The sequence below is a fragment of the Phyllobacterium sp. 1468 genome (assembly GCF_031455525.1).
GTDB lineage: Bacteria > Pseudomonadota > Alphaproteobacteria > Rhizobiales > Rhizobiaceae > Phyllobacterium.
This window is the reverse complement of record NZ_JAVDSX010000001.1, coordinates 501,395-525,143: the sequence shown is the minus strand read 5'-3', so window position 1 is coordinate 525,143 and position 23,749 is coordinate 501,395. Positions and strand designations below refer to the sequence as shown.

The window sequence follows — 23,749 nt, the reverse complement described above, 5'->3', positions numbered from 1 at the left end:
ATACCGAACAACCAGCTAGCAACCGAAGGAAACAAGTTATGGGCATACTCTACACAACAAAGGCGACAGCAACCGGTGGCCGCGAGGGCCGGGCAGCAAGCGAGGATGGACGTCTGCAAATTACGCTTTCAACGCCGAAGGAACTCGGTGGCAATGGCGGTGATGGCACCAATCCGGAACAGCTTTTCGGCGCCGGCTATTCCGCGTGCTTTCTCAGTGCGATCAAATATGTAGCCGGCCAGAAAAAAGTGAAGCTTTCCGAGGAGAGCGCTGTGACTGCGACAGTTGGCATTGGTCCGCGCGAGGACGGGAAGGGCTTTGGGCTCGATGTTGCGCTCGCCATCACTCTGCCTGGAGTCGAGGCTACGCAGGCTCGGGAAATTGTCGATGCCGCGCACGTCGTTTGCCCCTATTCGGAGGCGACGCGCAGCAACCTCAACGTACGTATATCGATTAATTGACACCCGGGGTTGTCGTACTAGGGTTATCCAAGCAAGCTACACCAAGAGCGATATCCCGTTACATACGACATCCCGCCTTTTCGACGACAAGCGTCTGTTGATGCAAAGTAGGGCGGGTTAGCTGCCCAAATGCCCCGTGCAACCGGAAATCAAACAAACCAGCGAAAGGATACTCCCATGCCTACGATCACCACAAAAGACGGTACCGAAATTTACTACAAGGACTGGGGTAAGGGACAGCCGGTGGTTTTCAGCCATGGCTGGCCGCTCTCGTCAGATGCCTGGGAGGACCAGATGTTCTTCCTCGCCTCGAATGGCTACCGCGTCATTGCGCATGACCGCCGCGGTCATGGACGCTCCAGCCAGCCCTGGAATGGCAATGATTTGGATACCTATGCCGACGATCTGGCGGAACTGTTCGAAAAGCTCGATCTAAAGGACGCAATCATGATCGGCCATTCGACTGGCGGCGGTGAGGTTGCCCGCTATATAGGCCGCCATGGCACAAAACGTGTTGCCAAGGCAATTCTCATTGGGGCGATACCCCCGCTGATGCTGAAAACCGAAGCCAATCCCGAAGGCCTTCCCATCGATGTTTTCAACGGTCTACGAGATAGCGTCCTTGCGGACCGGTCGCAGTTTTTCACGGACCTGTCGCTGCCGTTTTATAGTTATAACCGGCCTGGCGCGAAGATTTCCGAGGGCGTCAGAGATTTCTTCTGGCTGCAAGGTATGATGGCTGGAATGCCAGCCTCCTACTTCTGCATCAAAGCGTTTTCCGAGACCGACCTCACCGAAGACCTGAAGAAGTTCGACGTTCCGACCTTGTTCATCCATGGCGATGACGACCAGATCGTGCCGATTGACGATGCGGCACGCAAGGCTGTGAAGATCGTGAAGAACGCAACCCTGAAGGTCTATCCTGGTGCGCCTCACGGACTCGCGACGACGCACAAGAATCAGCTCAACAAGGACCTCCTGGATTTCGCCAAGGCCTGATCTGAACTTTGGTGAAAGTCAAAGCCCACGCTTTTCGATCATAGCATCGGGCGTGGGCATCTTGCCGCGAAAGGCCTTATAGAGGTCTTCCGGATCGCGGCTTCCGCCCGCTGAGTAGATGTGCTGTCTCAGCTTTGCGGCGAGGTCACTGTTGAACACATCGCCGGTCTCCTCGAATGCCTTGAACGCATCTGCATCCAGCACCTCCGACCACATGTAGGAATAATACCCGGCTGAATAACCGTCTCCGGAAAATACGTGCGTGAAGTGCGGAGTGCGATGACGCATGATGATGGCGTCGGGCATCTCCAGTTGCCGCAATGTATCGGCCTCGAATTTGATCGGATCGACGGGCGGGATACCGTCCGCATGAAACGCCATGTCAACCAGTGCGGACGAAGTGAACTCAACCGTGCTGAACCCCGCATTGAATGTATTGGCTGCGAGTACCTTGTCGAGCAAGGCCTTCGGCATCGCTTCGCCGGTGCGGTAATGAATTGCATATTTCTCAAGAATGGTTGGCACGGTCAGCCAGTGCTCGTAAAGTTGGGACGGCAATTCGACAAAGTCACGTGATACGGATGTGCCGGAAACCGCTGGCCAGGTAACGTTCGACAAAAGGCCGTGCAGCGCATGGCCAAACTCGTGAAACAGCGTTCGCGCACCATCAAGCGATAGCAGAGCTGGTTCACCCTTCGGCGGCTTGGCGAAATTCATGACATTGTAGATGATCGGCTTATGTTCGCCGTCGAGCTTGTGCTGCGACTGGAGTGCACTCATCCATGCGCCGGAGCGCTTCGATTGGCGATTGAAATAGTCGCCGAGGAAAACACCGCGTTCGCTGCCATCGGCGTTGAAAACTTCCCAGACGCGGACATCAGGATGCCAGGTCGGAATGCCCTGTTTCTCCTCGAACGTAATACCGAACAGACGTGTCGCCACGTCGAAGCAGGCCTCGATGACCTTCTCCAGTTGCAGGTATGGTTTCAGTTCGGCCTCGTCGAAAGCGAAACGTTCGTTGCGCAGTTTCTCGGCATAGTAGCGCCAGTCCCAGGGCTCGACTTTGTGATTGCGGCCTTCGCCGGTAATAAGTCGCTGCAGATCGGCCTCTTCTTCGGCGGCGCGCGCCTTGGCTTTGTCCCAGACTGGCTCCAGCAAGTCCATCACCGCTTTGGGCGTTTTGGCCATCGTGTCATCGAGCTTGTAAGCCGCGAAGCTTTTATAGCCGAGCAGATTGGCTTTTTCAGCACGCAACTTCACCATTTCGGTAACGATGTCTGTATTGTCGGTCTCGCCGCCATTTTCGCCGCGGGCTGCCCAGGCACGGAACGACTTTTCGCGCAGGGAGCGGTTTTCGGAGAAGGACAGGAACGGTTCGATAATCGAGCGGGATAGGGTGACTGCCCACGCATCGGGTCGGCCACGTTCTTCGGCGGCACCGCGCATCGCATCCCGCACAAAATCCGGCAAACCGGCCAGTTCCGCCTCGTCAGTGATAAAAAGTGCCCAGTCCGCTTCGTCTTTTTGCACATTCTGTCCGAATTGTGCACCAAGGCTTGCGAGCCTTTCATTGATATCGGCAAGCCGTGCCTTGCCCTGTTCATCGAGCCGCGCGCCGCTGCGCACAAAACCTTTCCAGGTCTTTTCCAGTACGCGATCTGTTTCGGGATCGAGACCGAGCAGATCGCGCTGCTCGTAAAGCGAATCGATCCGCGCGAAGAGCAGCGGGTTCATCATGATCGAGGAAGAGTGGCGCGACATTTTCGGTGCGATGAGCCGTTCCAGCGCCTGTATTGTTTCATTGGTGTGGGCACCGGCTCGCAGCCAGAAGATTGCTGACACACGATCCAGGTCCCTGCCGGAAAGTTGCAGTGCTTTCAGCGTGTTCTCAATCGTTGGGACATCGTGTTGGTTGGCCACGGCCTCGATATCGGCGAGGTCTCCTGCAAGGGCGGCATCAAAGGCGGCGGCGAAGTCGTCATCGGTGAAAGCGGTGAAGTCGGGCAACCCAAGAGGCCCCGTCCACTCTGTCAATGCTGCGTTGATGGACGGTTTCGTTGAGGACATGGGGGCACTCCGTCATGGACAAGGAACTCTATGGGTCTAACATCTAAGACGCAGAAGCGAGTGCCACAAGCCGGATATGCGATAAAGTCCAAACAAGCGTGCCAAACAAAAGCGGGGCAGGACCCTGCTTCGGTCGCGCCTGGAAATATCAGCCTTTGCGCTTGCGGGCGGCAAGCGTGCGCAACCGCAACGCGTTGAGGCGGATAAATCCGGCTGCATCCTTCTGGTCATAAGCGCCGCGGTCGTCCTCGAAAGTCACGAGAGCGTCCGAATAGAGCGACTTTTTCGATTTCCGGCCGGAAACCATGACGTTACCCTTGTATAGCTTCAAACGAACGGTGCCTTCTACATCGTCCTGGCTTTTGTCGATCATGGCCTGCAGCATTTCCCGCTCCGGCGAGAACCAGAAGCCGTTGTAGATGAGTTCGGCATAGCGTGGCATGAATTCATCTTTGAGATGGGCAGCGCCGCGATCGAGCGTAATCGATTCCATCGCCCGGTGTGCGGCAAGAAGTATTGTGCCGCCAGGCGTTTCATAAACACCGCGTGATTTCATGCCAACGAAACGGTTTTCGACGAGATCAAGACGGCCAATACCATTGTCGCGGCCGAGGTCGTTGAGCCTTTTCAACAATGTCGCGGGGGAGAGCGGCTTGCCGTCGATGGCAACCGCATCACCCTTTTCGAACGCGATTTCGATTTCCGTGACTTTATCTGGCGCTTCCATCGGCGAGATCGTGCGCTGGTGCACATACTCCGGAGCCTCTACCCACGGATCCTCAAGGACCTTTCCCTCCGACGATGAGTGCAAAAGGTTTGCATCCACGGAGAACGGGGCCTCGCCGAGCTTGTCCTTGGCGATCGGAATCTGGTGTTCGCGCGCAAATTCCAAAAGATCCGTGCGGGATTTGAAGGTCCAGTCGCGCCAAGGTGCGATCACCTTGATATCCGGGTTGAGCGCATAGGCGGATAGCTCAAAGCGGACCTGATCGTTGCCTTTGCCGGTCGCGCCGTGGGCAATTGCATCAGCACCCGTGCGGGCTGCAATCTCGACGAGATGTTTCGAAATAAGCGGGCGGGCAATCGAAGTGCCGAGCAGATAGACACCTTCGTACACGGCATTTGCCCTGAACATCGGAAAGACGAAATCGCGAACGAATTCCTCGCGGACATCCTCGATATAGATCTCCTTGATACCGAGCATCTCGGCTTTTTTCCGAGCCGGCTCGAGCTCCTCGCCCTGGCCAAGATCCGCGGTGAAGGTGACGACCTCAGCGCCGAGTTCCGTCTGCAGCCACTTCAGGATGATGGAGGTGTCGAGTCCGCCCGAATAGGCGAGCACGACCTTTTTGACGTCTTTCCACTTGTTCATTCTGTTTTCCTGCATATCGGCCTTTTCTTGCAGGTCTTTTAGCAGGTGCGGTGCTGTTGGCAAGGCTGGTCTTGGAGACTGACTACTCCCCCGTGCAGGTCTCGTGTCGCTCGGGGAACCGGAGAATACAGCTGTTCGAGAACAGCTTGCGAAAATGCGTCATATAAATGAGCCACAGGAGCCGAAAACGGGTGGTTAAAATCCGGTAGTCGCGTTAGCTTCCGTCAAATTCGTTGCGGAGCTTTTAGATGAACTTCATTCCTGAATGGTCGATTATCCTGCAATTTGCCGTTGCGACCTTCGTCTTATCGATCACCCCCGGGCCTGACATGACGCTTTTCGTAGGCCGCGCCTTGTCGGAAGGCAAGGCCGCGGGTTTTGCCTGTCTGGCGGGTGCAAGCAGCGGCATTGTCGTGCATACGACGATGGTGGCTATCGGGCTTTCGGCGTTGATTGTTGCTTCACCAAGCGCGTTCCTAGCGCTCAAGATCGTCGGCGCGGGATACCTGGTATGGCTTGCCTATCAGGCAATCCGTCATGGTTCAGCTTTCTCGCCGGAAAAGCAGGTCGGCCAATCTCACACATTGTTTCAAAACTGGCTGACCGGCTTCGGAATCAATCTGCTCAATCCGAAAATCATTCTGTTTTTCATGACGTTCCTGCCGCAATTCGTCTCGGCCTCGGATCTTCACGCACCCGGAAAGCTATTTTTTCTAGGGGTGCTGTTTATCCCGCTCGCTCTGCCTGTGGTTGCGCCGATGATTATCGCGGCGGACAAGTTTTCTAAACTGCTCAAGAAAAACCCGACTGTCACACGGATCACCGATTGGCTTTTCGCCGGCGTTTTTTCTGCATTCGCGGCAAAGATCCTGATGGCGCAAGCGAAGTAACGCTTCAGTTATAGGTCTTTCGGAAGCTTGGCGATCACGCCTGCGCTGCGTCCTGAAATCAACCAGTAAACAAAACCACCGACAACGCCGGTGGCGAGGATTGCAGCGAACGTGCTTGTGTCTTCTGCCTGCGGTCGCCACTTCCAGACGATAATGACGACGGCAATGCCAGCGCCGCCAAGCGCATAGAATAGCCAATCGCGCCAGGCGGTCAGCTCGGCATAGAGAATAAGAATCGCCGCCGGAAAGAAGATGCTGTAGCCAATTACCGCCGCAAAAGCTGGAACGGTCAAATATAAAAAGGGACCCTCAGAGCCGATCAACTCGGAACTGCCAAGCAGTAGAAGGTTAAGGAACAGCGATGCGGCGAAAATCGCACAGACGAAGCCAAACGTGATCAGGGCAAAACGTAGCAAGTAGGCCAGGATCCGGGTCAATCTTCGCCGTGCCCGGCGATCATGGCCGCCTCGAACGCCAGGCGGTCCGTCTTCTTCATACGTTCCGATTCTGATTTCAACTGCCCGCAGGCAGCCAAAATATCACGTCCGCGCGGGGTGCGTATCGGCGAGGCATAGCCAGCATTGTTGACGTAATCGGCGAACTTCTCGATCTGCTCCCAGTCAGAACACTGGTAGTTCACGCCGGGCCAAGGATTGAACGGGATCAGATTGATCTTCGCCGGAATGCCCCTGAGCAGCTTTACAAGCTGTTTGGCATCGTCGAGCGAGTCATTGACGCCCTTGAGCATAACATACTCAAAGGTGATCCGCTTGGAATTGGACAGGCTCGGATAGGCCCGGCAAGCATCGAGCAGTTCCTTCAGCGGGTATTTCTTGTTGATCGGCACGAGCATGTCGCGCAGGTCGTCGTTAACCGCATGCAAGGAGATGGCCAGCATGACGCCAATCTCTTCGCCCGCGCGATAAATTTCAGGCACAACGCCCGAAGTCGACAGTGTGATCCGGCGCTTGGACAACGACAGGCCATCACCATCGGAGGCGATCAGCAGAGCCTTCTTGACGTTCTCGAAATTGTAAAGCGGCTCGCCCATGCCCATCATAACGATGTTGGAAACCTTGCGGCCCTCAGCCGGTACAATGGCACCGTCCGGCGTACTGCGATCAGGGAAATCCCCGAGACGGTCCCGGGCGATCAGCAGCTGTGCCAGAATTTCTTCGGGAGTCAAATTGCGGACCAGCTTCTGGGTGCCCGTGTGACAGAAGGAGCAGGTAAGGGTACAGCCGACCTGGCTGGAAATACACAAGGTGCCGCGGCCTTCTTCCGGGATATAAACGGTTTCGATCTCGACAGGACGTCCAGCCCCGCGCGGCGGGAAGCGAAACAGCCACTTGCGTGTGCCATCATTGGAGATCTGTTCCTCGACGATCTCTGGGCGCGCAATATTGAAATGCATATGCAGCAATTCTCGCATGTCCCGGGAAATGTTCAGCATATCGGAGAAATCGGAAACGCCGCGCACATAGAGCCAGTGCCACAACTGAGCGACGCGCATCTTGATCTGACGTTCCGGCACGCCGATTGCAGCCAGCGCCTCACCCATTTCCGCACGCGACAAGCCAATCAACGATGGCTTTTCACCCAAGGTGGTTCGAACGGCATCACGGGATTTGTCCCGGGCGACAGGATGTGTCAGGTCTAGCGATACGGACATGGATTTTCTAACGTTCTAATCGGAAGCGGGGCTCATACCACGTTCCAGCCCGCGCGTCACCTCCACATGCAAAAGGGCCGAAACAGTGCCCGGCCCCTATGACGATATCCGGTCTGATTGTTACTTGCAGGACGCGATGGCCTTCAGAGCAGCCGAAACACCCTTCAGCGAATACGCATAACTCGTCTTCGTACCGCGCTTCGAGACAGCGTTGATTGACATCTGATGTCCCGCGCGCAAGGCGGCGACGAGTTGCGGTTCTTCGGCAGCGTTTTCCATCCAGCCATGACTGCCGCTGGTGAACATGGAGAACGAGCGCTCGTCGATCTTTACAACAACCTTCGAATTTGCCTGCAGATCGTAACCGGCCTTGAACTGCGGCTCATAGCTGACGTTCTGACCCGGCTTCTGACTCACCATGAAGAAGTTATCGCCATGATCTATCTTGGCAGGCTGCTTGTCGATCGGCACAGAAAGGACGTAGCAGACTTTACCATTGCCCTGTTGGTAGCTGTAAGCGCCCCACGCGTTGTACTGGCTGATCTGACTTGGGGTCTGGGCAAGAGCTGTTCCCGTCAGCCCAAACATGAGCACAGAGATCGCTACGATTGATTTTCCAAACATTTTACCTACCAGTTTTTCTCGCGTATTTCATAACCAGCGAACCGGCAATGGCCCGGAGGATTTCCGGATGCCGCATTGTCCAGTTCGCTTCCCTTAATTTGACTTAATCTGGGTTACCAAACGGTGAAGATAGAGCAAATTTTCAGGGCTACGAATATCGCATCCTCGTTAACGTCCCACCAGTGAACTCCAGCCAAACAAAAGCGGCGAGACTTTGACGTTACGCTGTTTCACATGCTTGTGATGAAACGAAGTCAATTGGCCGGCGAAGGATCGCGGTCGAGGTTTTTGATCGCTGTTTGTGCGGCCGCCCGGTGCGCCGGTGTGATGTGGCTGCGAATGGCGGTCAATGCTGCCATCAGGACGGCCACGTCGTCAGTGAAACCGAGACCAAAGAGGAAGTCGGGAATGAAATCGAGAGGCAATACGAAATATGCAAGCGAACCGAGGAGAATGCCGCGCACCTTGGTTGGTGTCGCAGGATCGAGCGCACAAAAATAACCGGCGACCACTTCATCGAGAAATGGAATCGATTTCGCAGCCTTGCGTGCCGTTTTCCAGAAGCGCGCTCGAACGCGTTCCTCGCGGGAGCGCTGTTGATCCTCGCTTCCCGGTTCCAGAATTTCGCCAATTTTTGCGTCGTTCATCCCTTTTCCTTCAAAACCATTCCATGACAACATGGGAAGAACGGCGGCGTGCTGCAAGAGTTTCCGTGAAATTGTTGCTGGAATTGCCGACCGCGTCCTCGTCCAAACCAGAGTGCTTGCATGACATCACACCCACTCCATTCCGTTCTGTTCGTTTGCCTCGGCAATATCTGCCGCTCTCCCTTGGCCGAAGGTGTATTCCGATCGGTGCTTGCGGCAGAGGGGAAAGCGAATGGTGTCCTCATAGATTCGGCGGGTACCAATGGCTATCACACGGGCGAATTGCCGGACGAACGTTCCATTGCGGTCGCCGGCCGGCACGGCATCGACATTTCAGCCCAACGGTGCCGTCAGCTCACTGCGGACGATTTCACCCGTTTCGACTTGATCGTCGGCATGGACAGGGAGAATATCGCGACCATCAAAGCGCGTCGACCTAGCCTTGCAACAGCGGAAGTCGGGATGTTCTATGAACTCGCGCTTGGAGACGCCACACAGATCCCGGATCCGTATTACGGCACGAATGCGGATTTCGAACGCGTCTACCGAATGATCCTGGCAGCCTCCAAAGGCCTCTCCGCACGGTTCGGGTAGAAAGAACGCGGGGCTTCGAGGGGCCAGGCTTCCTCGACGATGTACGGTCCGCCACCGATGGAATCGCGCGATGACATCAGCACGAAACGTCCGATAGTGAACGGTGCTGTGGAGAAGTTTCCGCGTGACGACAGATAGTGCGCCAGCTCTTCATTACGGACATTGCGAAGGCGCGCGAGGGTTACATGCGGGGTAAATTTGCGTTGATCGGCCGGCAGCATAAGACGCTGGCAAATGCGCTCTATTTCGGCGTGCAACGCTTGAATGTCCGGCGAAGGAGACACGCTTGCGACGAGACTGTGTGGCTTCTTTGAGCCGAAGGCATTCACGCCGGAAAGTTGCAGGGTAAATTCCGGGCGCCTTATGCGGTCGAGCGCATTGGCGACCTCGTCGGCGATATGGCCTTCGACATCTCCAATAAAGCGTAACGTGATGTGATAGTTTTCGACATCAATCCATCGGGCACCTGGCAGACCACCGCGCAAGAGCGACAGTGAGAGAGCGGCGTCCCTCGGGATTTCGAGGGCAGTAAAGAGACGCGGCATAAGGCATCCTCCCCGAATCGAGTTGTAACTTTAGAGAATCATCGAATGAACCCGCGAGCAAGACATAAGTTCAGATTATCCTCCGGCGCGACAAATTAGACACGGCTCATCCAAAAGGGGGCAGACAGATTGCCTGACGGCTGGCAACAGCGCGTAGAACACCTATTGTGATGCGGTGCGCTGGCTTATGGTCTTTTCCATGAGTGGCAGAAAACCTTCAACCATCTTGGCAACACCTTCGGTGTTCGGATGTTCGCCATCGGCGAGCTGCAATGATTTTACTGTCGCGACCCCATCCAGGAAGAAGGGATAAAGCGGCACATCGTATTTTTCCGCCAGACGCGGAAAGATCGCGTTGAATTTCTCCGCATAATCATTGCCCATATTGGGAGGTGCCAGCATGCCGGCCAGAATGACCTGAACGTTGCGTTGCTTCAATTTCTCAAGGATATCGGAGAGGTTTTTCTCGCTGATAGCCGGGTCGATGCCTCGAAGCGCGTCATTGGCGCCAAATTCGAGGATCACCAAATCGGTCCCTTCGGGCACCGACCAATCCAGCCTGGAGACGCCGTCTGTGGTCGTTTCGCCCGCGACGCCGGCATTGGTGATCGTCACGTTGACGCCCTTGTCCTTCAGCGCCTTTTCCAACTGGGCAGTGAACGAATCCTGGATCGGCAGTTGGAAACCGGACATCAAGCTGTCACCGAAGCCGACGACCGCCAGCGGGCGGTCAGACACGGCATTTTGATTGGCCAGGGCCAAGGACGGCAAGGCAACTAGACCGGATAAAACGAAGAACTGTAACAATGGTTTGAATCTCATTCTCGGGTACCCATATCAGACCAGCTGCAGACAATCTGGTGCTGACCATACCGTAAAGGAAGTGCTTCGTGACTAAATCCGTTATCGCGCTTGATCACATTGAGTTGACACTTGGCAGCGGTCCTTCCTCGGTGCATGTGCTTAAAGGCATTTCTCTAAATATCAATTATGGGCAGTCAGTCGGTATTGTCGGGCCGTCCGGCTCGGGCAAATCAACGCTGCTGATGGTGCTCGCCGGGCTTGAGCATGTGGATTCCGGTTCAGTTCAGATTGCCGGCGAGAAACTCGAGAGCATGAGCGAAGATCAGATCGCGGCGTTTCGCGGCCGCAATATCGGCATTGTCTTCCAGTCATTTCACCTTATCCCGAACATGACGGCGCTGGAAAATGTTGCTGTGCCGCTCGAACTCGCGGGAAATCCCGAAGCCTTCGGCATTGCAGAGAGTGTGCTTGCGGCAGTCGGGCTCGCCGATCGCGTTACCCATTACCCAGGTGAGCTCTCAGGCGGCGAGCAGCAGCGTGTCGCGATTGCGCGCGCACTTGCGCCGTCGCCGAAGATCCTTATTGCCGACGAACCAACAGGTAATCTCGACACGGCGACAGGCCGGCAGATAGCCGATCTTCTGTTTGAGAAACAGAAGGAACTCGGGGTCACACTGGTTCTTGTCACCCATGACGCGACACTTGCCGCCCGTTGCGACAGGGAAATCCGGGTCCGCTCCGGCTTGATCGAAGCGGATGAGCATGCCGCGGTGTTGGCGAAAAGCGCATGAGTGAAATATCTCCGGTCCGCGCTTCACCATCCCTGAAACTGGCTTTACGTTTTGCTCTGCGCGAAATGCGCGGTGGTCTGTCAGGGTTCTATATCTTTCTGGCCTGCATTGCACTTGGTGTGGCGGCCATTGGCGGTGTCAACTCGGTTGCCAACTCTGTTACGGCGGGTATCTCCACGCAAGGCCAGAGCATCCTCGGTGGCGACATCCGTTTTCAGCTCAACCAGCGCGAAGTCAGCCCTGGCGAGCGGGCCTTTCTCGACAGCAAGGGCCGCGTAGCTGTCAGCGCCAACATGCGCTCAATGGCAAGGCTCGTCGACGGGTCTGATCAATCGCTGGTGGAAGTGAAGGCAGTGGACAACGCGTATCCGCTCTATGGAGCGTTGCAGACGACGCCCGTACTTGACCATGAGGCGCTGTTTGCGGAAAAGGACGGTGCCTTTGGAGCCGCCGTGGCCCAGATATTTTTGGACCGGCTCAATCTGAAGCTCGGTGACCGGGTTCTCCTTGGAACTGCGACGTTCGAGTTGCGCTCCGTCATCAGCAACGAACCGGATCTGCTATCCGACGGCTTTGGCTTCGCACCTCGCTTCATGGTGTCACTTGAAGGGCTCGGGGCCGCCGGGCTTATCCAGCCGGGGAGCCTTGTCGATCATAGCTATAAGATCGCACTACCGGCCGGGGCGACGAACGCTGCAATCACAGCCATACGCGAGGAAGCGCAGAAACAATTTCCACAAGCTGGCTGGACAATACGTGGCCGCGACAATGCAGCGCCTTCGCTCAGCGCCAATATCGAACGGTTTTCGCAATTCCTGACCTTGGTCGGTCTGACCTCGCTGATTGTTGGCGGAGTTGGCGTAGCCAATGCTGTGAGATCATATCTCGACGCAAAGCGCGGTGTCATCGCCACGTTCAAGTCATTGGGAGCGCCAGGCTGGTTTGTGATCGCGGTCTATCTGATACAGATCGTCATCATAGCGCTGGCCGGTATTCTCATCGGCCTGGTCGTTGCGGCTCTCATTCCTTATGCTGCTGGCTACGCCTTACAGAGCGTTCTGCCTATCGCATCGAAGGGTGGTTTCTATCCCGGCGCATTGCTCTGGGCCGCACTATTCGGTCTTTTGACAACGCTTGCATTCGCCATATTGCCCTTAGGGCGCGCCAGAGATGTTCCAGCGACGGCACTCTTCCGCGAACAGGGGTTCGAGCAGCGCGGCTGGCCTAAGCCGATCTATGTGGTGGCCGCCGTCATCCTCATCGGCATCCTTTGTTTGCTGGCAGTGTTTTTTGCCTATGACAGGCGAATCGCCATAGTTTTTGTTGGCGCGGTTGCATTCTCATTCGTTGTCTTGCGCGCTGTTTCGGCTCTGGTTCAATGGCTGGCGCGGCGTGCGCCGCGCGTGCGATCGACGGCGTTGCGACTTGCTTTTGGGAATATTCACCGGCCTGGCGCCCTCACTCCCTCCGTAGTTCTTTCTCTTGGGCTGGGACTAACCCTTCTCGTCGCGCTTGCACTTATCGACGGTAGTTTGCGTCAGCAACTCGCGGGTAACCTGCCCGAGCGTGCGCCGAACTTCTTCTTTGTCGATATTCAGAGCAAACAGGTCGATCAGTTCACGACTCTCCTGCAAAATGCTGCGCCGAATGGCAAGATCGTCAGCGCACCGATGCTGCGCGGGCGTATCGTCGCGTTCAATGGAACCGATATCACCAAATTGACCATTCCACCCGAGGGCGCATGGGTACTGCGCGGCGACCGCGGTATCACCTACGCCAAGGCCGTGCCGGAAAACTCGACGCTGACACAAGGTGCGTGGTGGCCAGCTGACTATTCCGGCGAACCGCTCGTCTCCTTTTCTGCCGAAGAGGCTGGCAATCTTGGCTTGAAGATTGGTGACACCGTGACTGTCAATGTTCTTGGTCGCAACATTACCGCGCGGATCGCCAATTTTCGCCAACTCCAATGGGAATCCCTTGCCATCAACTTCGTGATGGTGTTTTCCCCCAACACCTTTACCGGCGCGCCGCACGCATGGCTGGCGACCCTGACCGACCCCGCAGCCACCCCCCAGCAAGAAGCCACCGTCATGCGCGATGTGACCCGCGCCTTTCCGGCGGTCACCACCGTTCGGGTCAAGGATGCGATCACCATCGCAAATGAGCTGGTCGGACAATTGGCCGTTGCTATTCGCGCGGCAGCGTCAGTGGCACTTGTCGCATCGATTCTGGTGCTCGGCGGTGCTTTGGCAGCAGGAAATCGCGCTAGGGTTCATGACGCAGTCGTGCTCAAAACGCTTGGAGCGACCAGGCGCACGCTGATAAAGGCCTTTACGCTTGAATATATGCTGCTCGGCCTGTCGACCGCTCTTTTTGCGTTACTCGCCGGTGGTGTGGCTGCTTGGTATGTGATTGTGCGGGTCATGACTTTACCAGCCTCCTTCCAGCCGGAAGTGGCGATGATGACCGTAATTATCGCTCTGGTCCTGACTATCGGTTTCGGGCTGGCTGGCACATGGCGAATACTTGGCCAGAAGGCGGCGCCGATCTTGCGAAACCTTTGAAATCATTAAAACGCTGTAATATTGCACGGATTTAGCGCAATTTAGGACTGCAACACACGATCTTGAGCAAATCAGGTCTTGTTATAACGCGTTTAAATCACCATAATTCTTAGCAAGGCATGCTGGGGTCCCGCCAGCGGCGCCCGGGATTCCCCCGACACCCGACGGGACGAAGCAAATGAGGAAAACCATGGCTGATTATCGCAACATCCAGGCCCGTACATCGGCCGGAGTGCGTGTGGACGCGGGGATCGATCAAGGTCTGCGCAGCTACATGCTCAAGGTGTATAACCTTATGGGTATCGGTCTTGCAGTGACCGGTTTTGCCGCCCTTGCAGTTGTTTATCTCGCAACCACCAATGATGCGTCTCTTGCAGCGGCGCAGTTGCCGAACGGCAAAATGCTGACAAATCTTGGCGTTGCAATCTACGGCTCGCCCTTGCGCTGGGTCGTGATGCTCGCACCGCTTGCCGCAGTGTTCTTTTTGAGTTTCCGTATAGAGAAGATGAGCGTTGCCGCCGCCCAGACGACGTTCTGGGTCTATGCCGCGCTGGTTGGTATCTCGCTGTCCTCGATCTTCCTGGTGTTTACGTCCGGAAGCATCGTTCAGACGTTCTTCATCACCGCGGCATCCTTCGGCGCCCTGTCGCTCTACGGATACACGACGAAGCGTGACCTGACTGCGATGGGCTCATTCCTGTTTATGGGTCTGATCGGCATCATCCTTGCGTCGCTGATCAATATCTTCCTGCAGTCGAGCGCCTTGCAGTTCGCTATCTCCGCGATCGGTGTTCTGGTCTTCGCCGGACTGACCGCCTATGACACGCAGAATATCAAGGAAATGTACTACGAAGGTGACAGCTCGGACACTTATGGCCGCAAGGCAATCATGGGTGCACTCCGACTTTATCTCGACTTCATCAACATGTTCATGTTCCTTCTGCAGTTCCTCGGTAACCGCAACTAACGCTTGCGAACTTGAATTGAAGGTAAGGGCAGCGGAAACGCTGCCCTTTTCGTTTTCCGGCCGGAAATGCGGTGACAATTTTCGCAACGCGCCCCTTCAAATTCCAAGCAAAGAAGTGCATGAAGCGTGCAACGCCATCATTCATTGCGAAATGCCATGTCTCAGATTCAGATCCGCTCAGCTCGTCCCGCCGACCTTCCAGCCATAACGGAAATCTATCGCGATGCGGTCTTGCATGGAACGGCGACTTACGAAATCGATCCTCCGGATATGGAAGAGATGACACGCCGGTTCCACGCAATCACCGCGGACGGATTTCCTTACGTCGTAGCGGAAGTCGATGAGGCAGTGATCGGTTATGCCTACGCCAGTTACTTCCGGACACGCCCGGCTTATTGGTGGTCAGTCGAGGATTCGATTTACATTGCACCGGAGGCAAAGGGGAAGGGGCTGGGCAAGGTCCTGCTACAACAGCTGATCAAGGATTGTACCAATCTCGGCTTCCGCCAGTTCATCGCAGTCATCGGAGACGGTCACGATGCATCAGCGTCCGTTCGCTTGCATTTGAGCTCTGGCTTCACACATTCGGGAACGATCAGGGCATCGGGCTTCAAGCATGGCCGTTGGCTCGATACTGTACTCATGCAGCTGGACATGAACGGCGGCTCGGAAACCTTGCCGGGCAAGCCCCCCCTGAAAGCTTAAGCGCTAGAGCAAATTCACCCGGCCATGCGAGAAACAGAACTGGCCATGAACAAACAAAACTTGCTCTAACTCCGTACGACACTCAGGCTCTTGTCAAAGATCCTGAGTACCCGATCGAGTTCCTGGCCGCGCTTGAGAATGAGGCCGCTGGCGGCAATGACGCTATAGGCCCCTTGCTTGCGCGCGAACCTGGGGTTTTTCTCTATCCGGAACATCGGTACTTCACTGGTTCGCCGGAAAATCGAGAAGACTGCCCTGTCCATCAAATGATCGATGGCATAGTCCCGCCACTCGCCGGCAGATACCATGAAACCATATATTCGTAGGATCTGATCGAGTTCGCGCCGGTTGAAGGTTACGGGCAAATCGTTTTTAGGGGTAAGGGAGATAAGTTTAGCCTGCTGTTGCGATTCGTCGCCACCTGCATTGCTGTCCATCAATCAACCGCCTTTGAAAACTGTTGTGTCACGTGGATGACATAAAGGTGGCCTGATCCGCATCAATTTACAAGTCCGGAGTGATGAGGGCATTCAATATCGTTGGCTTACGAACTGTTTTAGGGGCTTTCTCACAAAGCAATACGCGATGAATTCAATGGTGATAGCCCGACACATTCTCGCCATCATCTGTTCGCATTCCCGCCGGATTCGACACCCAACATCAACTGCATGTTGTCGAGGCCGGTTCGTTCTCGAAGCAGCTCGATACCCCAAGCCCCCCGCCCAACGGGTTGCCCGGATTGAGCCGATAAGTCTCCCTAAGCAACATGCCCCAATACTCAGGCCGGATTCATCCGGCCTGTTTTTCTATGTGCCAGACATGTCGTATCTAGTAGCCTAGGGTTTCGCGGCCATAATCGAGGCGCCAATAATGGGGCCTGGCTTGCCCTCACCCAGCATCTCTTGCAGCAGCACCGCGCAGCCGGACGCTTTCTTGCTGGCGATCTCGCTGAGTGGGATTTCAATCTTCTGCGCCGCTCCATCCCACATGCCCACCGTCTCCATCGCGCGCACACTATTGGCGTAACTGACCTTGCGTCCGACATTCTCGCCATCGGGTATGGCGATGATGCTCTCCCGATTGAAATAGGCCAGCAGAACCCGAACCGGGTTGGTCGCGGACGGGCCTGAACCTATGTCGATCAACAGCCGGTCCCGTGCGGTCTTTTCGATGGATACAGGGACGGTGAGCCCAGTCGGCGTGTTGCGCGTTTCTGCAATACGCCTGCGAATCTTCTGGCCATCCTGACCGTTCATATGCTCACGCCCATTGAGGATCACCTGCGGCGTATAAATACCGTTCAATCCCAGAGCGGTACGATAGCCATTCTGACGGTCGGTATTCTCGGGCACAGCAAGGCTGTCCGTCCAACCGCGGTAGTCCCAATAATCCACGTGGAAGGCCAGCGCGACAACCTTTCCTTCCGCAGCAAGCGACTTCAGTACCGCATCCGCTGGGGGGCATGACCCGCAGCCCTGAGAGGTATAAAGCTCGACAACGCCCTCTGGTTTCCCGCCAGATTCCCCCGCACAGACAGGCAGCACATACGCTACTGCCGCTACGAACGGTGCGCCGATGACAATGCGTCTGGATAGGGTGCGCAGGGACAAGGTAGTTATTTTCTTCCCGAGTTTCTTATTCAATTGTCAGAAGATTGATAGGAGCCGATCGTTTCAACAGGAAGTCACTTTGAGGTGAATTCGATCACGTTTCGTCTTTCTATTGATCGAAAGGTCGCCGGGTTCCCGGCGACCATCTGTTCTATATTTTTTTGACCAATCAGGCCGCAAGATCACGGAGAACGTACTGCAGAATACCGCCGTTCTTCAAATATTCGAGTTCGTCGATCGTATCGATGCGGCAGATCAACGGCACCTGTTTGACCCTGCCATCGGCGTAAGTCACCGTGGCAAATGTCTTCTGTCGTGGCTGGATCGTGGCCAGACCTTCAATCGAGACGATCTCGTCACCCTTGAGCTCCAGCGATTGCCAGCTCGTGCCTTCTTCGAGAACGAATGGCACTATGCCCATGCCGACGAGGTTCGAGCGGTGGATACGCTCGAAGGACTGGGCAATCACGGCTCTAACGCCGAGCAGGCTTGTGCCCTTGGCTGCCCAGTCGCGCGACGAGCCATTGCCATATTCGACACCCGCAAAGATCACCAGAGGAACATTCTCGCTCCGATATTGCATGGCAGCGTCGTAGATCGGCATCTCTTCCTTGGTCGGGTAATGGATCGTATATCCACCTTCGCGGCCGTTTTCGCCGAGCATATGATTGCGGATGCGGATATTGGCAAAGGTGCCGCGCATCATCACTTCATGGTTGCCGCGGCGCGTGCCGTACTGGTTGAAGTCCAGCGGAGCGACGCCATGCTCGGTCAGATACTGTCCGGCGGGAGAGGCCGCCTTGATCGAACCGGCCGGAGAAATATGGTCGGTGGTGATCTTGTCGCCGAAAAGACCAAGAATGCGCGCGCCCTTGATATCGTTGACCTTGCCCGGTGTCTTGCCCATGCCAACAAAGTAGGGCGGGTTCTGCACATAGGTCGACTGGTCGTCCCAGGCATAAGTCTGACCCGCTGGAACCTTCACCGCCTGCCAGTTTTCGTCACCCTTGAACACGTCTGCATATTTGGCAGAAAACAATTTGCGGGTAACGTTCCTGGTGATGAATTCCTGGATCTCGTGTGACGACGGCCAGATATCCTTGAGGAAAACCGGGTTACCGTTCTGATCTTCACCAAGAGGTTCGGTGGTCAGGTCGAGTTTCACTGTACCGGCGATCGCATAGGCCACGACGAGAGGCGGTGAAGCCAGATAGTTTGCCTGAACGTCGGGCGATACACGGCCTTCGAAGTTGCGATTGCCGGAAAGTACCGACGCCGCGATCAAACCCTTATCGTTGATGGTCTTGGAAATCGGCGTCAACAGCGGACCGGAATTGCCGATACACGTCGTGCAACCGAAGCCGACGAGGTTGAAGCCGAGCGCATCGAGCGACGTCTGCAGCCCGGCGTTTTCAAGATAAGCGGCAACGACCTGCGAGCCCGGAGCGAGCGATGTCTTGACCCAGGGCTTCGACTTCAGGCCCTTGGCGACGGCATTGCGGGCAAGAAGACCTGCTGCAATCAACACGCTCGGGTTCGAGGTATTGGTGCAGGATGTGATAGCAGCAATGGCGACATCGCCGTGACCAATATCGTAGGCCTCGCCTTCGACAGGGTAGCGGGCGTCGAGCTGCGTGGTCTTCTTGTATTCCTTCTGCAGCGATTCATGAAAGCCGGATGCTATGCCTTCAAGCGCGATACGGCCTTCCGGGCGCTTCGGTCCAGCCATGGACGGCACGACGGTTCCGAGATCTAGCTCCAGCGTGTCAGTAAAGACCGGATCGGCAGAGTCTGGCTCGCGCCACATGCCTTGCGCCTTCGAATAGGCCTCGACAAGCGCGAGACGGTCTTCGTCGCGTCCGGAAATGTGCATGTAATTGATGGTTTCCCGGTCGATCGGGAAAAAGCCGCAGGTCGCGCCGTATTCGGGCCCCATATTGCCGATGGTTGCACGGTCCGCAAGCGTCATGCTTTCCAGGCCGGGTCCGAAAAACTCGACGAATTTGCCGACGACACCCTTCTTGCGCAGCATCTGCACGACAGTGAGAACGAGGTCGGTTGCCGTCACGCCTTCCTTGACCTTGCCGGTCAGGCGGAAGCCGATGACTTCCGGCAGAAGCATCGAAACGGGCTGGCCAAGCATGGATGCCTCGGCCTCGATACCGCCAACGCCCCAGCCGAGTACACCGAGGCCATTCACCATGGTCGTGTGGGAGTCGGTGCCGACACAGGTATCGGGATATGCGACGGTCGTGCCATCCTCTTCCTTGGTCCAGACGCCCTGCGCGAGATATTCGAGATTGACCTGATGGCAGATGCCGGTACCGGGCGGAACGACGCGGAAGTTCTTGAATGCCTGCTGACCCCACTTCAGGAAGCGATAGCGCTCCCCATTGCGCTCGTATTCGAGATCCACATTGCGCTTGAAGGCCTGGGGATTGCCGAACTCATCGACGATAACGGAGTGATCGATGACGAGATCAACCGGAACGAGCGGGTTGATCTTTTCCGGATCGCCACCGAGGTTGACCATCGCATCGCGCATCGCTGCAAGATCCACGACTGCTGGAACCCCGGTGAAATCCTGCATCAGGACGCGGGCTGGACGATACGCTATTTCAGCACCCGCGCTGCCGCGGTCGACGAGCCATGCCGCGACGGCCTCGATGTCTTTCTTGAAAACCGAGCGGTTGTCTTCAAAACGAAGCAGGTTTTCGAGAAGAACTTTCATTGAGAATGGAAGCTGGGAGATGCCTTCCAAGCCGTTCTTTTCGGCTTCGGTCAAACTATAGTAGACATATTCCTTGTCCCCCACGGTGAGGGTCTTCCGGCATTTGAAGCTGTCAATCTGAGACATTATTGCGTTCGTCCTTATGCTGAGGCCTAAACCCGGGACGAACGCCTTTGCCGCGTTTCAAGGACGCGCTAAGGTGCGGGTGCAGTCATTTCCGCTGTCCGTCCCGCAACAGGTTAAAAACGCAACCCGTATCGAGATCGGCCAAAATGGTTTCCATGCCGACCGCTGGCATGGTTGTGAGCTATATAGAGTTTTTCGCTGATCTGTGCCAGACCGGAATTAGTCTAAATTGTGTGCTGCGTCGAAATAATCGCGTGGCGTTTCACAGGTACCAAAAAGCGGATCGTTCATGCGGTTAATCGCCGAGAATCTGGGTGGTGAACGGGGGGGAGAACTGTTGTTTTCCGGTCTTCATTTTGCTGTTTCCTCCGGTGAAGCGCTTATGGTGACCGGGCCCAATGGTTCAGGTAAATCGACCCTGCTTCGAATTATCGCAGGTCTTCTCGTACAGGCGGGAGGAATGCTTCGGCTCGAGGGCGCGCCGGCCGCGTTTGAGGGGATCGCCGCGGCCGCTCATTATCTTGGCCACCTCAATGCCATGAAGCCGGTTCTCAGCGTCTATGAAAACCTGCATTTCTGGCAATCGTTCAACGGAGACGGTCAGTATTCGATTGCCGAAGCGCTCGAACATGTCGGCCTTGGTGAAATCGGTCACCTGCCTTTTGGCTATCTTTCGACGGGACAAAAACGCCGTGTGAGCATTGCCCGGCTTCTTGTCAGCGACCGGCCGGTATGGCTTCTGGATGAGCCAACCGCCGGGTTGGACAAAGCATCTGACGCGCGGTTCACCGGACTTATGCGCGGACACCTGGCAAGCGGTGGAATCATAGTTGCAGCGACCCATTTGCCGCTGGGGCTCGAGGGATCGAAGGAATTGGCCTTGGGAGCCGCCGCGTAATGGGCGCATTGTTCCTTCGCGACGTTCAAATGGGCTTGCGCGCTGGTGGCGGCGCCTTGGTTGGCATCCTGTTTTTTCTGGCGATGATTGCGGTCGTTCCCTTTGGTGTTGGCCCTGATCTGAAGCTGCTTGCCCGTATCGGTGCGGCCATGCTGTGGATCGGGGCGCTGCTTGCGACCCTGCTTGGCCTCGACCGCCTATTTCAGGCGGATCGCGATGATGGCTCGCTCGATCTTTTGATCATGGCATCGGATCGGCACATGCTTGCACTTACGATCCTCGTTAAATGTCTGGCGCATTGGACAGTCAGCGTCTTGCCCCTGGTCATCGCTTCACCTTTGCTTGGGCTTTTCATGAACATGGAACCCACCGCCATTGGTGCGACGGCCCTGACCCTTCTGGTTGGCACGCCGGCGATAACGCTCATCGGTGCAGTGGGCGCTGCGGTGGCGGTTTCGTTGCCACGCGGCGGTCTTTTGGTTTCTGTCATCATCCTGCCTCTGACGATACCGGTGCTGATTTTCGGCGTGTCTGCGTCCTATGGCGCAGTTGAAGATCCGGCACCGTTTCTGGCACCTTTCCTTATTCTTGCTGCGATTACGCTGTTCTTTGCGGTGCTGGGACCGATAGCCGCCGCAGCGGCATTGAAGTCTTCTGCCGATTGACGGCGTGGTGAATTGCGAAACGGGCATCAGAAAGCTAAGAGTATGTGATGAGTGACGCAGTATCCAAGACGGGGCGATGGATTGATCTGGCCAACCCTACGCGGTTTTTGGGCCTGGCGGGCGGCGTTCTGCCGTGGCTCGGCGGACTTACCATACTCGTGCTGGCCATCGGCTTCTGGATGTCGATGAACGCGCCCGACGATTACCAGCAAGGCTCGACTGTCAAGATCATGTTCATCCACGTGCCTTTCGCCTGGCTCTCGATGATGTGTTACACGATCATGAGCATCGCGGCGCTCGGAACACTCGTATGGCGCCACCCGCTGGCCGATGTTTCCGCCAAGGCCGCTGCGCCGATCGGCGCGGTTTTCACCGCTCTGGCGCTGATCACCGGCTCACTTTGGGGCAAGCCGATGTGGGGCACGTGGTGGGTATGGGATGCCCGGCTCACCTCCGTTTTCGTCCTGTTTCTGATGTATCTGGGAATCATCGCGCTTACCCGCGCCATGGATGATCCGGCAAAATCGGCAAGGGCCACGGCTATCCTTACCCTTGTCGGCTTCATCAATATTCCGATCATCAAGTTTTCGGTCGACTGGTGGAACACGCTGCATCAGCCCGCGTCCGTGCTGCGTATGGGGGGCTCAACCCTCGACCCGTCCTATCTTAAGCCACTGCTGATCATGGCAATTGGTTTCACCCTTCTGTTTTTTACGTTGCACCTGATGGCGATGCGCAATGAAATCTGGCGCCGCCGCGTCGCGGCCATGCGCCGCGTTGCTGCCCGCAGCGCAGATGGGGGAGCAGTGTCATGACGAGCCATACCGGTTTCGTGCTTGCCTCCTATGGCGCTGCCATCATTGTCCTTGCTGCCTTGATCGGATGGATTTTCATTGATCAACGCAGCCAGCGCCAAGCGCTTCAGGAGCTGGAATCGCGCGGGGTGCGTCGCAGGTCAGAGACGAAGATGGATAACGCATCGTGACGGGGCGGGAGCAAGTCGAAAAGGTTCCACGAAAGCGCAGCCTGTTCTTTGTCTTCCTGCCGCTTATCCTGTTTGTCGCCTTGGCCGCTGTTTTCGCATTCCAGCTTGCGTCGGGCCGCGATGAATCGGTCATTCCCTCTGCGCTGATTGGCAAACCCGCTCCCAATGTGGCGCTGCCTGCCGTGAGCGGCTTACAAAAGGACGGACAGCCGGTTCCGGGGCTTGATCCGGCAGCGTTCAAGGGACAGGTCACGCTCGTCAATGTTTTTGGTTCCTGGTGTGTGCCCTGCCGTGTCGAACACCCGCTGCTTATGCAATTGGGTGAAGACAAGCGGTTTCGGCTCACCGGGCTGAACTACAAGGATAAAAACGAGAACGTCCTCGGCTTCCTCGACGAACTCGGCAATCCCTACGCCGCTATTGGAGCCGACATGAACGGCCGGGCCGCAATCGAGTGGGGCGTCTATGGCGTGCCGGAAACTTTCCTTGTCGGCAAGGACGGAATCGTCGCCCACAAGCATGTCGGTCCTTTGACGGAAGACTCGATCCGCAACGAGCTTATGCCTGCCATTGAGGCAGCGCTAAAGGCGAACTAAACGCCTTTCAGTTTTCCAGCATCGCATAGCGCCGTACCCAGCCCGCGGCCCTGGTTGCGGCCGTCGCCGTGCTGTCGTAGGCGTGGGTAAGCGGAACGGTGATCATTCGATAGCCGAATGTCGTTTTCGTTGCGACCGTGACTGGCGCAGCGATAGGCGTGCCAAGTGCAAGCGTTTCTATTGGCCGATCCGCAGCGGGCTCAGGAACCGTAAAAGACCTACCGGCGACCTCTGAATCAGGAGCAGATCTCACGGCACATGTCGCGGTGATCAACGGATAGTCGACCTTCGTGTTCTGGCGAATTTGGTTCTCCTGGTCGGCTCTGCATCGGTCGAGACTGGTCCAGCCCGCATCTGCGGTTTTTATGTATTCGCAGATTTTCGCATCGCAGTCGCAACCCATCAGGGTCATTACGATGAGAGCCGTCTTCATGGG

General features: G+C 56.2%; 24 protein-coding genes and 1 pseudogene. 13 read left to right on the top strand and 12 right to left on the bottom strand.

The genetic code is table 11. The annotated features are described in order from the left end of the window. Positions 1–38 precede the first annotated feature (38 nt). Both J2X72_RS02585 and J2X72_RS02580 read left to right on the top strand, forming a co-directional pair. Positions 39–461 (top strand): organic hydroperoxide resistance protein, encoded by a 423-nt coding sequence (locus J2X72_RS02585; RefSeq protein WP_209998880.1) that lies wholly within the window; start codon positions 39–41, stop codon positions 459–461. Between the two features lie 177 nt (positions 462–638). Next, on the top strand, positions 639–1,460 hold the full coding sequence (locus J2X72_RS02580; RefSeq protein ID WP_209998881.1) for an alpha/beta fold hydrolase: 822 nt from the start codon (positions 639–641) through the stop codon (positions 1,458–1,460). Between the two features lie 18 nt (positions 1,461–1,478). Here the strand turns inward: J2X72_RS02580 and J2X72_RS02575 are convergent, their stop codons facing one another. Both J2X72_RS02575 and J2X72_RS02570 read right to left on the bottom strand, forming a co-directional pair. After that, positions 1,479–3,527, bottom strand: coding sequence for a M3 family metallopeptidase (locus J2X72_RS02575; RefSeq protein WP_310068115.1), 2,049 nt, complete (start codon positions 3,525–3,527; stop codon positions 1,479–1,481). A gap of 148 nt (positions 3,528–3,675) precedes the next feature. Then, positions 3,676–4,899 carry an argininosuccinate synthase gene (locus tag J2X72_RS02570; RefSeq protein ID WP_310068113.1) on the bottom strand — a complete coding sequence of 408 codons (1,224 nt, stop codon included), beginning with the start codon at positions 4,897–4,899 and terminating at the stop codon, positions 3,676–3,678. A 248-nt stretch (positions 4,900–5,147) separates the two neighbouring features. On the opposite strand from J2X72_RS02570, the gene J2X72_RS02565 reads away from it, so the two are divergent. Further along, positions 5,148–5,789, top strand: a complete 642-nt coding sequence (locus tag J2X72_RS02565) for a LysE family translocator (protein WP_310068111.1) — start codon at positions 5,148–5,150, stop codon at positions 5,787–5,789. An 8-nt stretch (positions 5,790–5,797) separates the two neighbouring features. Here J2X72_RS02565 and J2X72_RS02560 read toward each other — a convergent pair whose 3' ends face one another. From J2X72_RS02560 to J2X72_RS02545, 4 genes are all read right to left on the bottom strand, one after another. Continuing rightward, entirely contained in the window at positions 5,798–6,226 is a 429-nt protein-coding gene (locus tag J2X72_RS02560; RefSeq protein ID WP_310068109.1) for a hypothetical protein, read from the bottom strand. Next, on the bottom strand, positions 6,223–7,461 hold the full coding sequence (gene rlmN, locus J2X72_RS02555; protein WP_310068106.1) for a 23S rRNA (adenine(2503)-C(2))-methyltransferase RlmN: 1,239 nt from the start codon (positions 7,459–7,461) through the stop codon (positions 6,223–6,225). The genes J2X72_RS02560 and rlmN overlap by 4 nt, the downstream gene beginning before the upstream one ends. 120 nt (positions 7,462–7,581) lie before the next feature. After that, a complete protein-coding gene (locus J2X72_RS02550) occupies positions 7,582–8,085 on the bottom strand; it encodes an invasion associated locus B family protein (RefSeq protein WP_209998889.1) in 504 nt (167 codons plus the stop codon). A gap of 254 nt (positions 8,086–8,339) precedes the next feature. Then, the gene (locus J2X72_RS02545) at positions 8,340–8,732 is read right to left on the bottom strand and encodes a YkvA family protein (protein ID WP_209998890.1); all 393 of its coding nucleotides are present in this window, start codon (positions 8,730–8,732) and stop codon (positions 8,340–8,342) included. 120 nt (positions 8,733–8,852) lie between these two features. Here J2X72_RS02545 and J2X72_RS02540 point away from each other — a divergent pair, with 120 nt between their 5' ends. Continuing rightward, the gene (locus J2X72_RS02540) at positions 8,853–9,326 is read left to right on the top strand and encodes a low molecular weight protein-tyrosine-phosphatase (protein WP_310068099.1); all 474 of its coding nucleotides are present in this window, start codon (positions 8,853–8,855) and stop codon (positions 9,324–9,326) included. Here J2X72_RS02540 and thpR read toward each other — a convergent pair. Both thpR and J2X72_RS02530 read right to left on the bottom strand, forming a co-directional pair. After that, the gene (gene thpR, locus J2X72_RS02535) at positions 9,275–9,871 is read right to left on the bottom strand and encodes an RNA 2',3'-cyclic phosphodiesterase (RefSeq protein WP_310068097.1); all 597 of its coding nucleotides are present in this window, start codon (positions 9,869–9,871) and stop codon (positions 9,275–9,277) included. The two genes, J2X72_RS02540 and thpR, sit on opposite strands and share 52 nt — an antisense overlap. Before the next feature lie 162 nt (positions 9,872–10,033). Next, positions 10,034–10,693 carry an arylesterase gene (locus tag J2X72_RS02530; protein ID WP_209998893.1) on the bottom strand — a complete coding sequence of 220 codons (660 nt, stop codon included), beginning with the start codon at positions 10,691–10,693 and terminating at the stop codon, positions 10,034–10,036. 68 nt (positions 10,694–10,761) lie between these two features. On the opposite strand from J2X72_RS02530, the gene J2X72_RS02525 reads away from it, so the two are divergent. From J2X72_RS02525 to J2X72_RS02510, 4 genes are all read left to right on the top strand, one after another. Beyond that, complete coding sequence (locus J2X72_RS02525) at positions 10,762–11,466, top strand: ABC transporter ATP-binding protein (RefSeq protein ID WP_310068093.1); 705 nt, start codon at positions 10,762–10,764, stop codon at positions 11,464–11,466. After that, positions 11,463–14,030 (top strand): ABC transporter permease, encoded by a 2,568-nt coding sequence (locus J2X72_RS02520; protein WP_310068091.1) that lies wholly within the window; start codon positions 11,463–11,465, stop codon positions 14,028–14,030. The genes J2X72_RS02525 and J2X72_RS02520 overlap by 4 nt, the downstream gene beginning before the upstream one ends. 190 nt (positions 14,031–14,220) lie before the next feature. Then, the gene (locus J2X72_RS02515; protein WP_112524999.1) at positions 14,221–14,997 is read left to right on the top strand and encodes a Bax inhibitor-1/YccA family protein; all 777 of its coding nucleotides are present in this window, start codon (positions 14,221–14,223) and stop codon (positions 14,995–14,997) included. A gap of 156 nt (positions 14,998–15,153) precedes the next feature. Beyond that, positions 15,154–15,702 (top strand): N-acetyltransferase family protein, encoded by a 549-nt coding sequence (locus J2X72_RS02510; RefSeq protein WP_310068088.1) that lies wholly within the window; start codon positions 15,154–15,156, stop codon positions 15,700–15,702. A gap of 65 nt (positions 15,703–15,767) precedes the next feature. Here the strand turns inward: J2X72_RS02510 and J2X72_RS02505 are convergent. From J2X72_RS02505 to acnA, 3 genes and pseudogenes are all read right to left on the bottom strand, one after another. Continuing rightward, positions 15,768–16,055 (bottom strand): annotated as a pseudogene (locus J2X72_RS02505) (DUF2794 domain-containing protein); the annotation flags it as partial. 483 nt (positions 16,056–16,538) lie between these two features. Continuing rightward, positions 16,539–17,312 carry a DUF1223 domain-containing protein gene (locus J2X72_RS02500; RefSeq protein WP_310068085.1) on the bottom strand — a complete coding sequence of 258 codons (774 nt, stop codon included), beginning with the start codon at positions 17,310–17,312 and terminating at the stop codon, positions 16,539–16,541. Between the two features lie 169 nt (positions 17,313–17,481). Beyond that, a complete protein-coding gene (acnA, locus tag J2X72_RS02495; RefSeq protein WP_310068083.1) occupies positions 17,482–20,169 on the bottom strand; it encodes an aconitate hydratase AcnA in 2,688 nt (895 codons plus the stop codon). Positions 20,170–20,458: 289 nt separating this feature from the next. Between acnA and ccmA the strand changes: the two genes are divergently transcribed. The 5 genes from ccmA to J2X72_RS02470 are packed head-to-tail and all read left to right on the top strand — an operon-like array spanning position 20,459 to position 23,313. Beyond that, entirely contained in the window at positions 20,459–21,067 is a 609-nt protein-coding gene (gene ccmA / locus J2X72_RS02490) for a heme ABC exporter ATP-binding protein CcmA (RefSeq protein ID WP_310068082.1), read from the top strand. Then, a complete protein-coding gene (ccmB, locus tag J2X72_RS02485) occupies positions 21,067–21,732 on the top strand; it encodes a heme exporter protein CcmB (protein WP_310068081.1) in 666 nt (221 codons plus the stop codon). Before ccmA ends, ccmB begins: the two co-directional genes overlap by 1 nt. A gap of 44 nt (positions 21,733–21,776) precedes the next feature. Beyond that, positions 21,777–22,547, top strand: coding sequence for a heme ABC transporter permease (locus tag J2X72_RS02480; RefSeq protein WP_310068079.1), 771 nt, complete (start codon positions 21,777–21,779; stop codon positions 22,545–22,547). After that, positions 22,544–22,717, top strand: coding sequence for a heme exporter protein CcmD (ccmD, locus tag J2X72_RS02475; RefSeq protein WP_209998911.1), 174 nt, complete (start codon positions 22,544–22,546; stop codon positions 22,715–22,717). Before J2X72_RS02480 ends, ccmD begins: the two co-directional genes overlap by 4 nt. After that, entirely contained in the window at positions 22,714–23,313 is a 600-nt protein-coding gene (locus J2X72_RS02470) for a DsbE family thiol:disulfide interchange protein (RefSeq protein ID WP_310068077.1), read from the top strand. Before ccmD ends, J2X72_RS02470 begins: the two co-directional genes overlap by 4 nt. A 7-nt stretch (positions 23,314–23,320) precedes the next feature. Here the strand turns inward: J2X72_RS02470 and J2X72_RS02465 are convergent, their stop codons facing one another. Continuing rightward, positions 23,321–23,746: a hypothetical protein gene (locus tag J2X72_RS02465; protein ID WP_310068075.1), complete on the bottom strand. Its 426-nt coding sequence runs from the start codon at positions 23,744–23,746 to the stop codon at positions 23,321–23,323. Positions 23,747–23,749: the final 3 nt, after the last annotated feature.

What these genes read in the sequence shown, in the direction of transcription:
- J2X72_RS02545 (WP_209998890.1), bottom strand. Translation starts at nt 8,732, where the DNA reads ATGAACGACGCAAAAATTGGCGAAATTCTGGAACCGGGAAGCGAGGAT.
- J2X72_RS02540 (WP_310068099.1), top strand. Translation starts at nt 8,853, where the DNA reads ATGACATCACACCCACTCCATTCCGTTCTGTTCGTTTGCCTCGGCAAT.
- acnA (WP_310068083.1), bottom strand. Translation starts at nt 20,169, where the DNA reads ATGTCTCAGATTGACAGCTTCAAATGCCGGAAGACCCTCACCGTGGGG.
- J2X72_RS02550 (WP_209998889.1), bottom strand. Translation starts at nt 8,085, where the DNA reads ATGTTTGGAAAATCAATCGTAGCGATCTCTGTGCTCATGTTTGGGCTG.
- J2X72_RS02585 (WP_209998880.1), top strand. Translation starts at nt 39, where the DNA reads ATGGGCATACTCTACACAACAAAGGCGACAGCAACCGGTGGCCGCGAG.
- J2X72_RS02465 (WP_310068075.1), bottom strand. Translation starts at nt 23,746, where the DNA reads ATGAAGACGGCTCTCATCGTAATGACCCTGATGGGTTGCGACTGCGAT.
- ccmB (WP_310068081.1), top strand. Translation starts at nt 21,067, where the DNA reads ATGGGCGCATTGTTCCTTCGCGACGTTCAAATGGGCTTGCGCGCTGGT.
- rlmN (WP_310068106.1), bottom strand. Translation starts at nt 7,461, where the DNA reads ATGTCCGTATCGCTAGACCTGACACATCCTGTCGCCCGGGACAAATCC.
- J2X72_RS02565 (WP_310068111.1), top strand. Translation starts at nt 5,148, where the DNA reads ATGAACTTCATTCCTGAATGGTCGATTATCCTGCAATTTGCCGTTGCG.
- J2X72_RS02570 (WP_310068113.1), bottom strand. Translation starts at nt 4,899, where the DNA reads ATGAACAAGTGGAAAGACGTCAAAAAGGTCGTGCTCGCCTATTCGGGC.
- ccmD (WP_209998911.1), top strand. Translation starts at nt 22,544, where the DNA reads ATGACGAGCCATACCGGTTTCGTGCTTGCCTCCTATGGCGCTGCCATC.
- ccmA (WP_310068082.1), top strand. Translation starts at nt 20,459, where the DNA reads ATGCGGTTAATCGCCGAGAATCTGGGTGGTGAACGGGGGGGAGAACTG.
- J2X72_RS02580 (WP_209998881.1), top strand. Translation starts at nt 639, where the DNA reads ATGCCTACGATCACCACAAAAGACGGTACCGAAATTTACTACAAGGAC.
- J2X72_RS02530 (WP_209998893.1), bottom strand. Translation starts at nt 10,693, where the DNA reads ATGAGATTCAAACCATTGTTACAGTTCTTCGTTTTATCCGGTCTAGTT.
- J2X72_RS02575 (WP_310068115.1), bottom strand. Translation starts at nt 3,527, where the DNA reads ATGTCCTCAACGAAACCGTCCATCAACGCAGCATTGACAGAGTGGACG.
- thpR (WP_310068097.1), bottom strand. Translation starts at nt 9,871, where the DNA reads ATGCCGCGTCTCTTTACTGCCCTCGAAATCCCGAGGGACGCCGCTCTC.
- J2X72_RS02510 (WP_310068088.1), top strand. Translation starts at nt 15,154, where the DNA reads ATGTCTCAGATTCAGATCCGCTCAGCTCGTCCCGCCGACCTTCCAGCC.
- J2X72_RS02515 (WP_112524999.1), top strand. Translation starts at nt 14,221, where the DNA reads ATGGCTGATTATCGCAACATCCAGGCCCGTACATCGGCCGGAGTGCGT.
- J2X72_RS02520 (WP_310068091.1), top strand. Translation starts at nt 11,463, where the DNA reads ATGAGTGAAATATCTCCGGTCCGCGCTTCACCATCCCTGAAACTGGCT.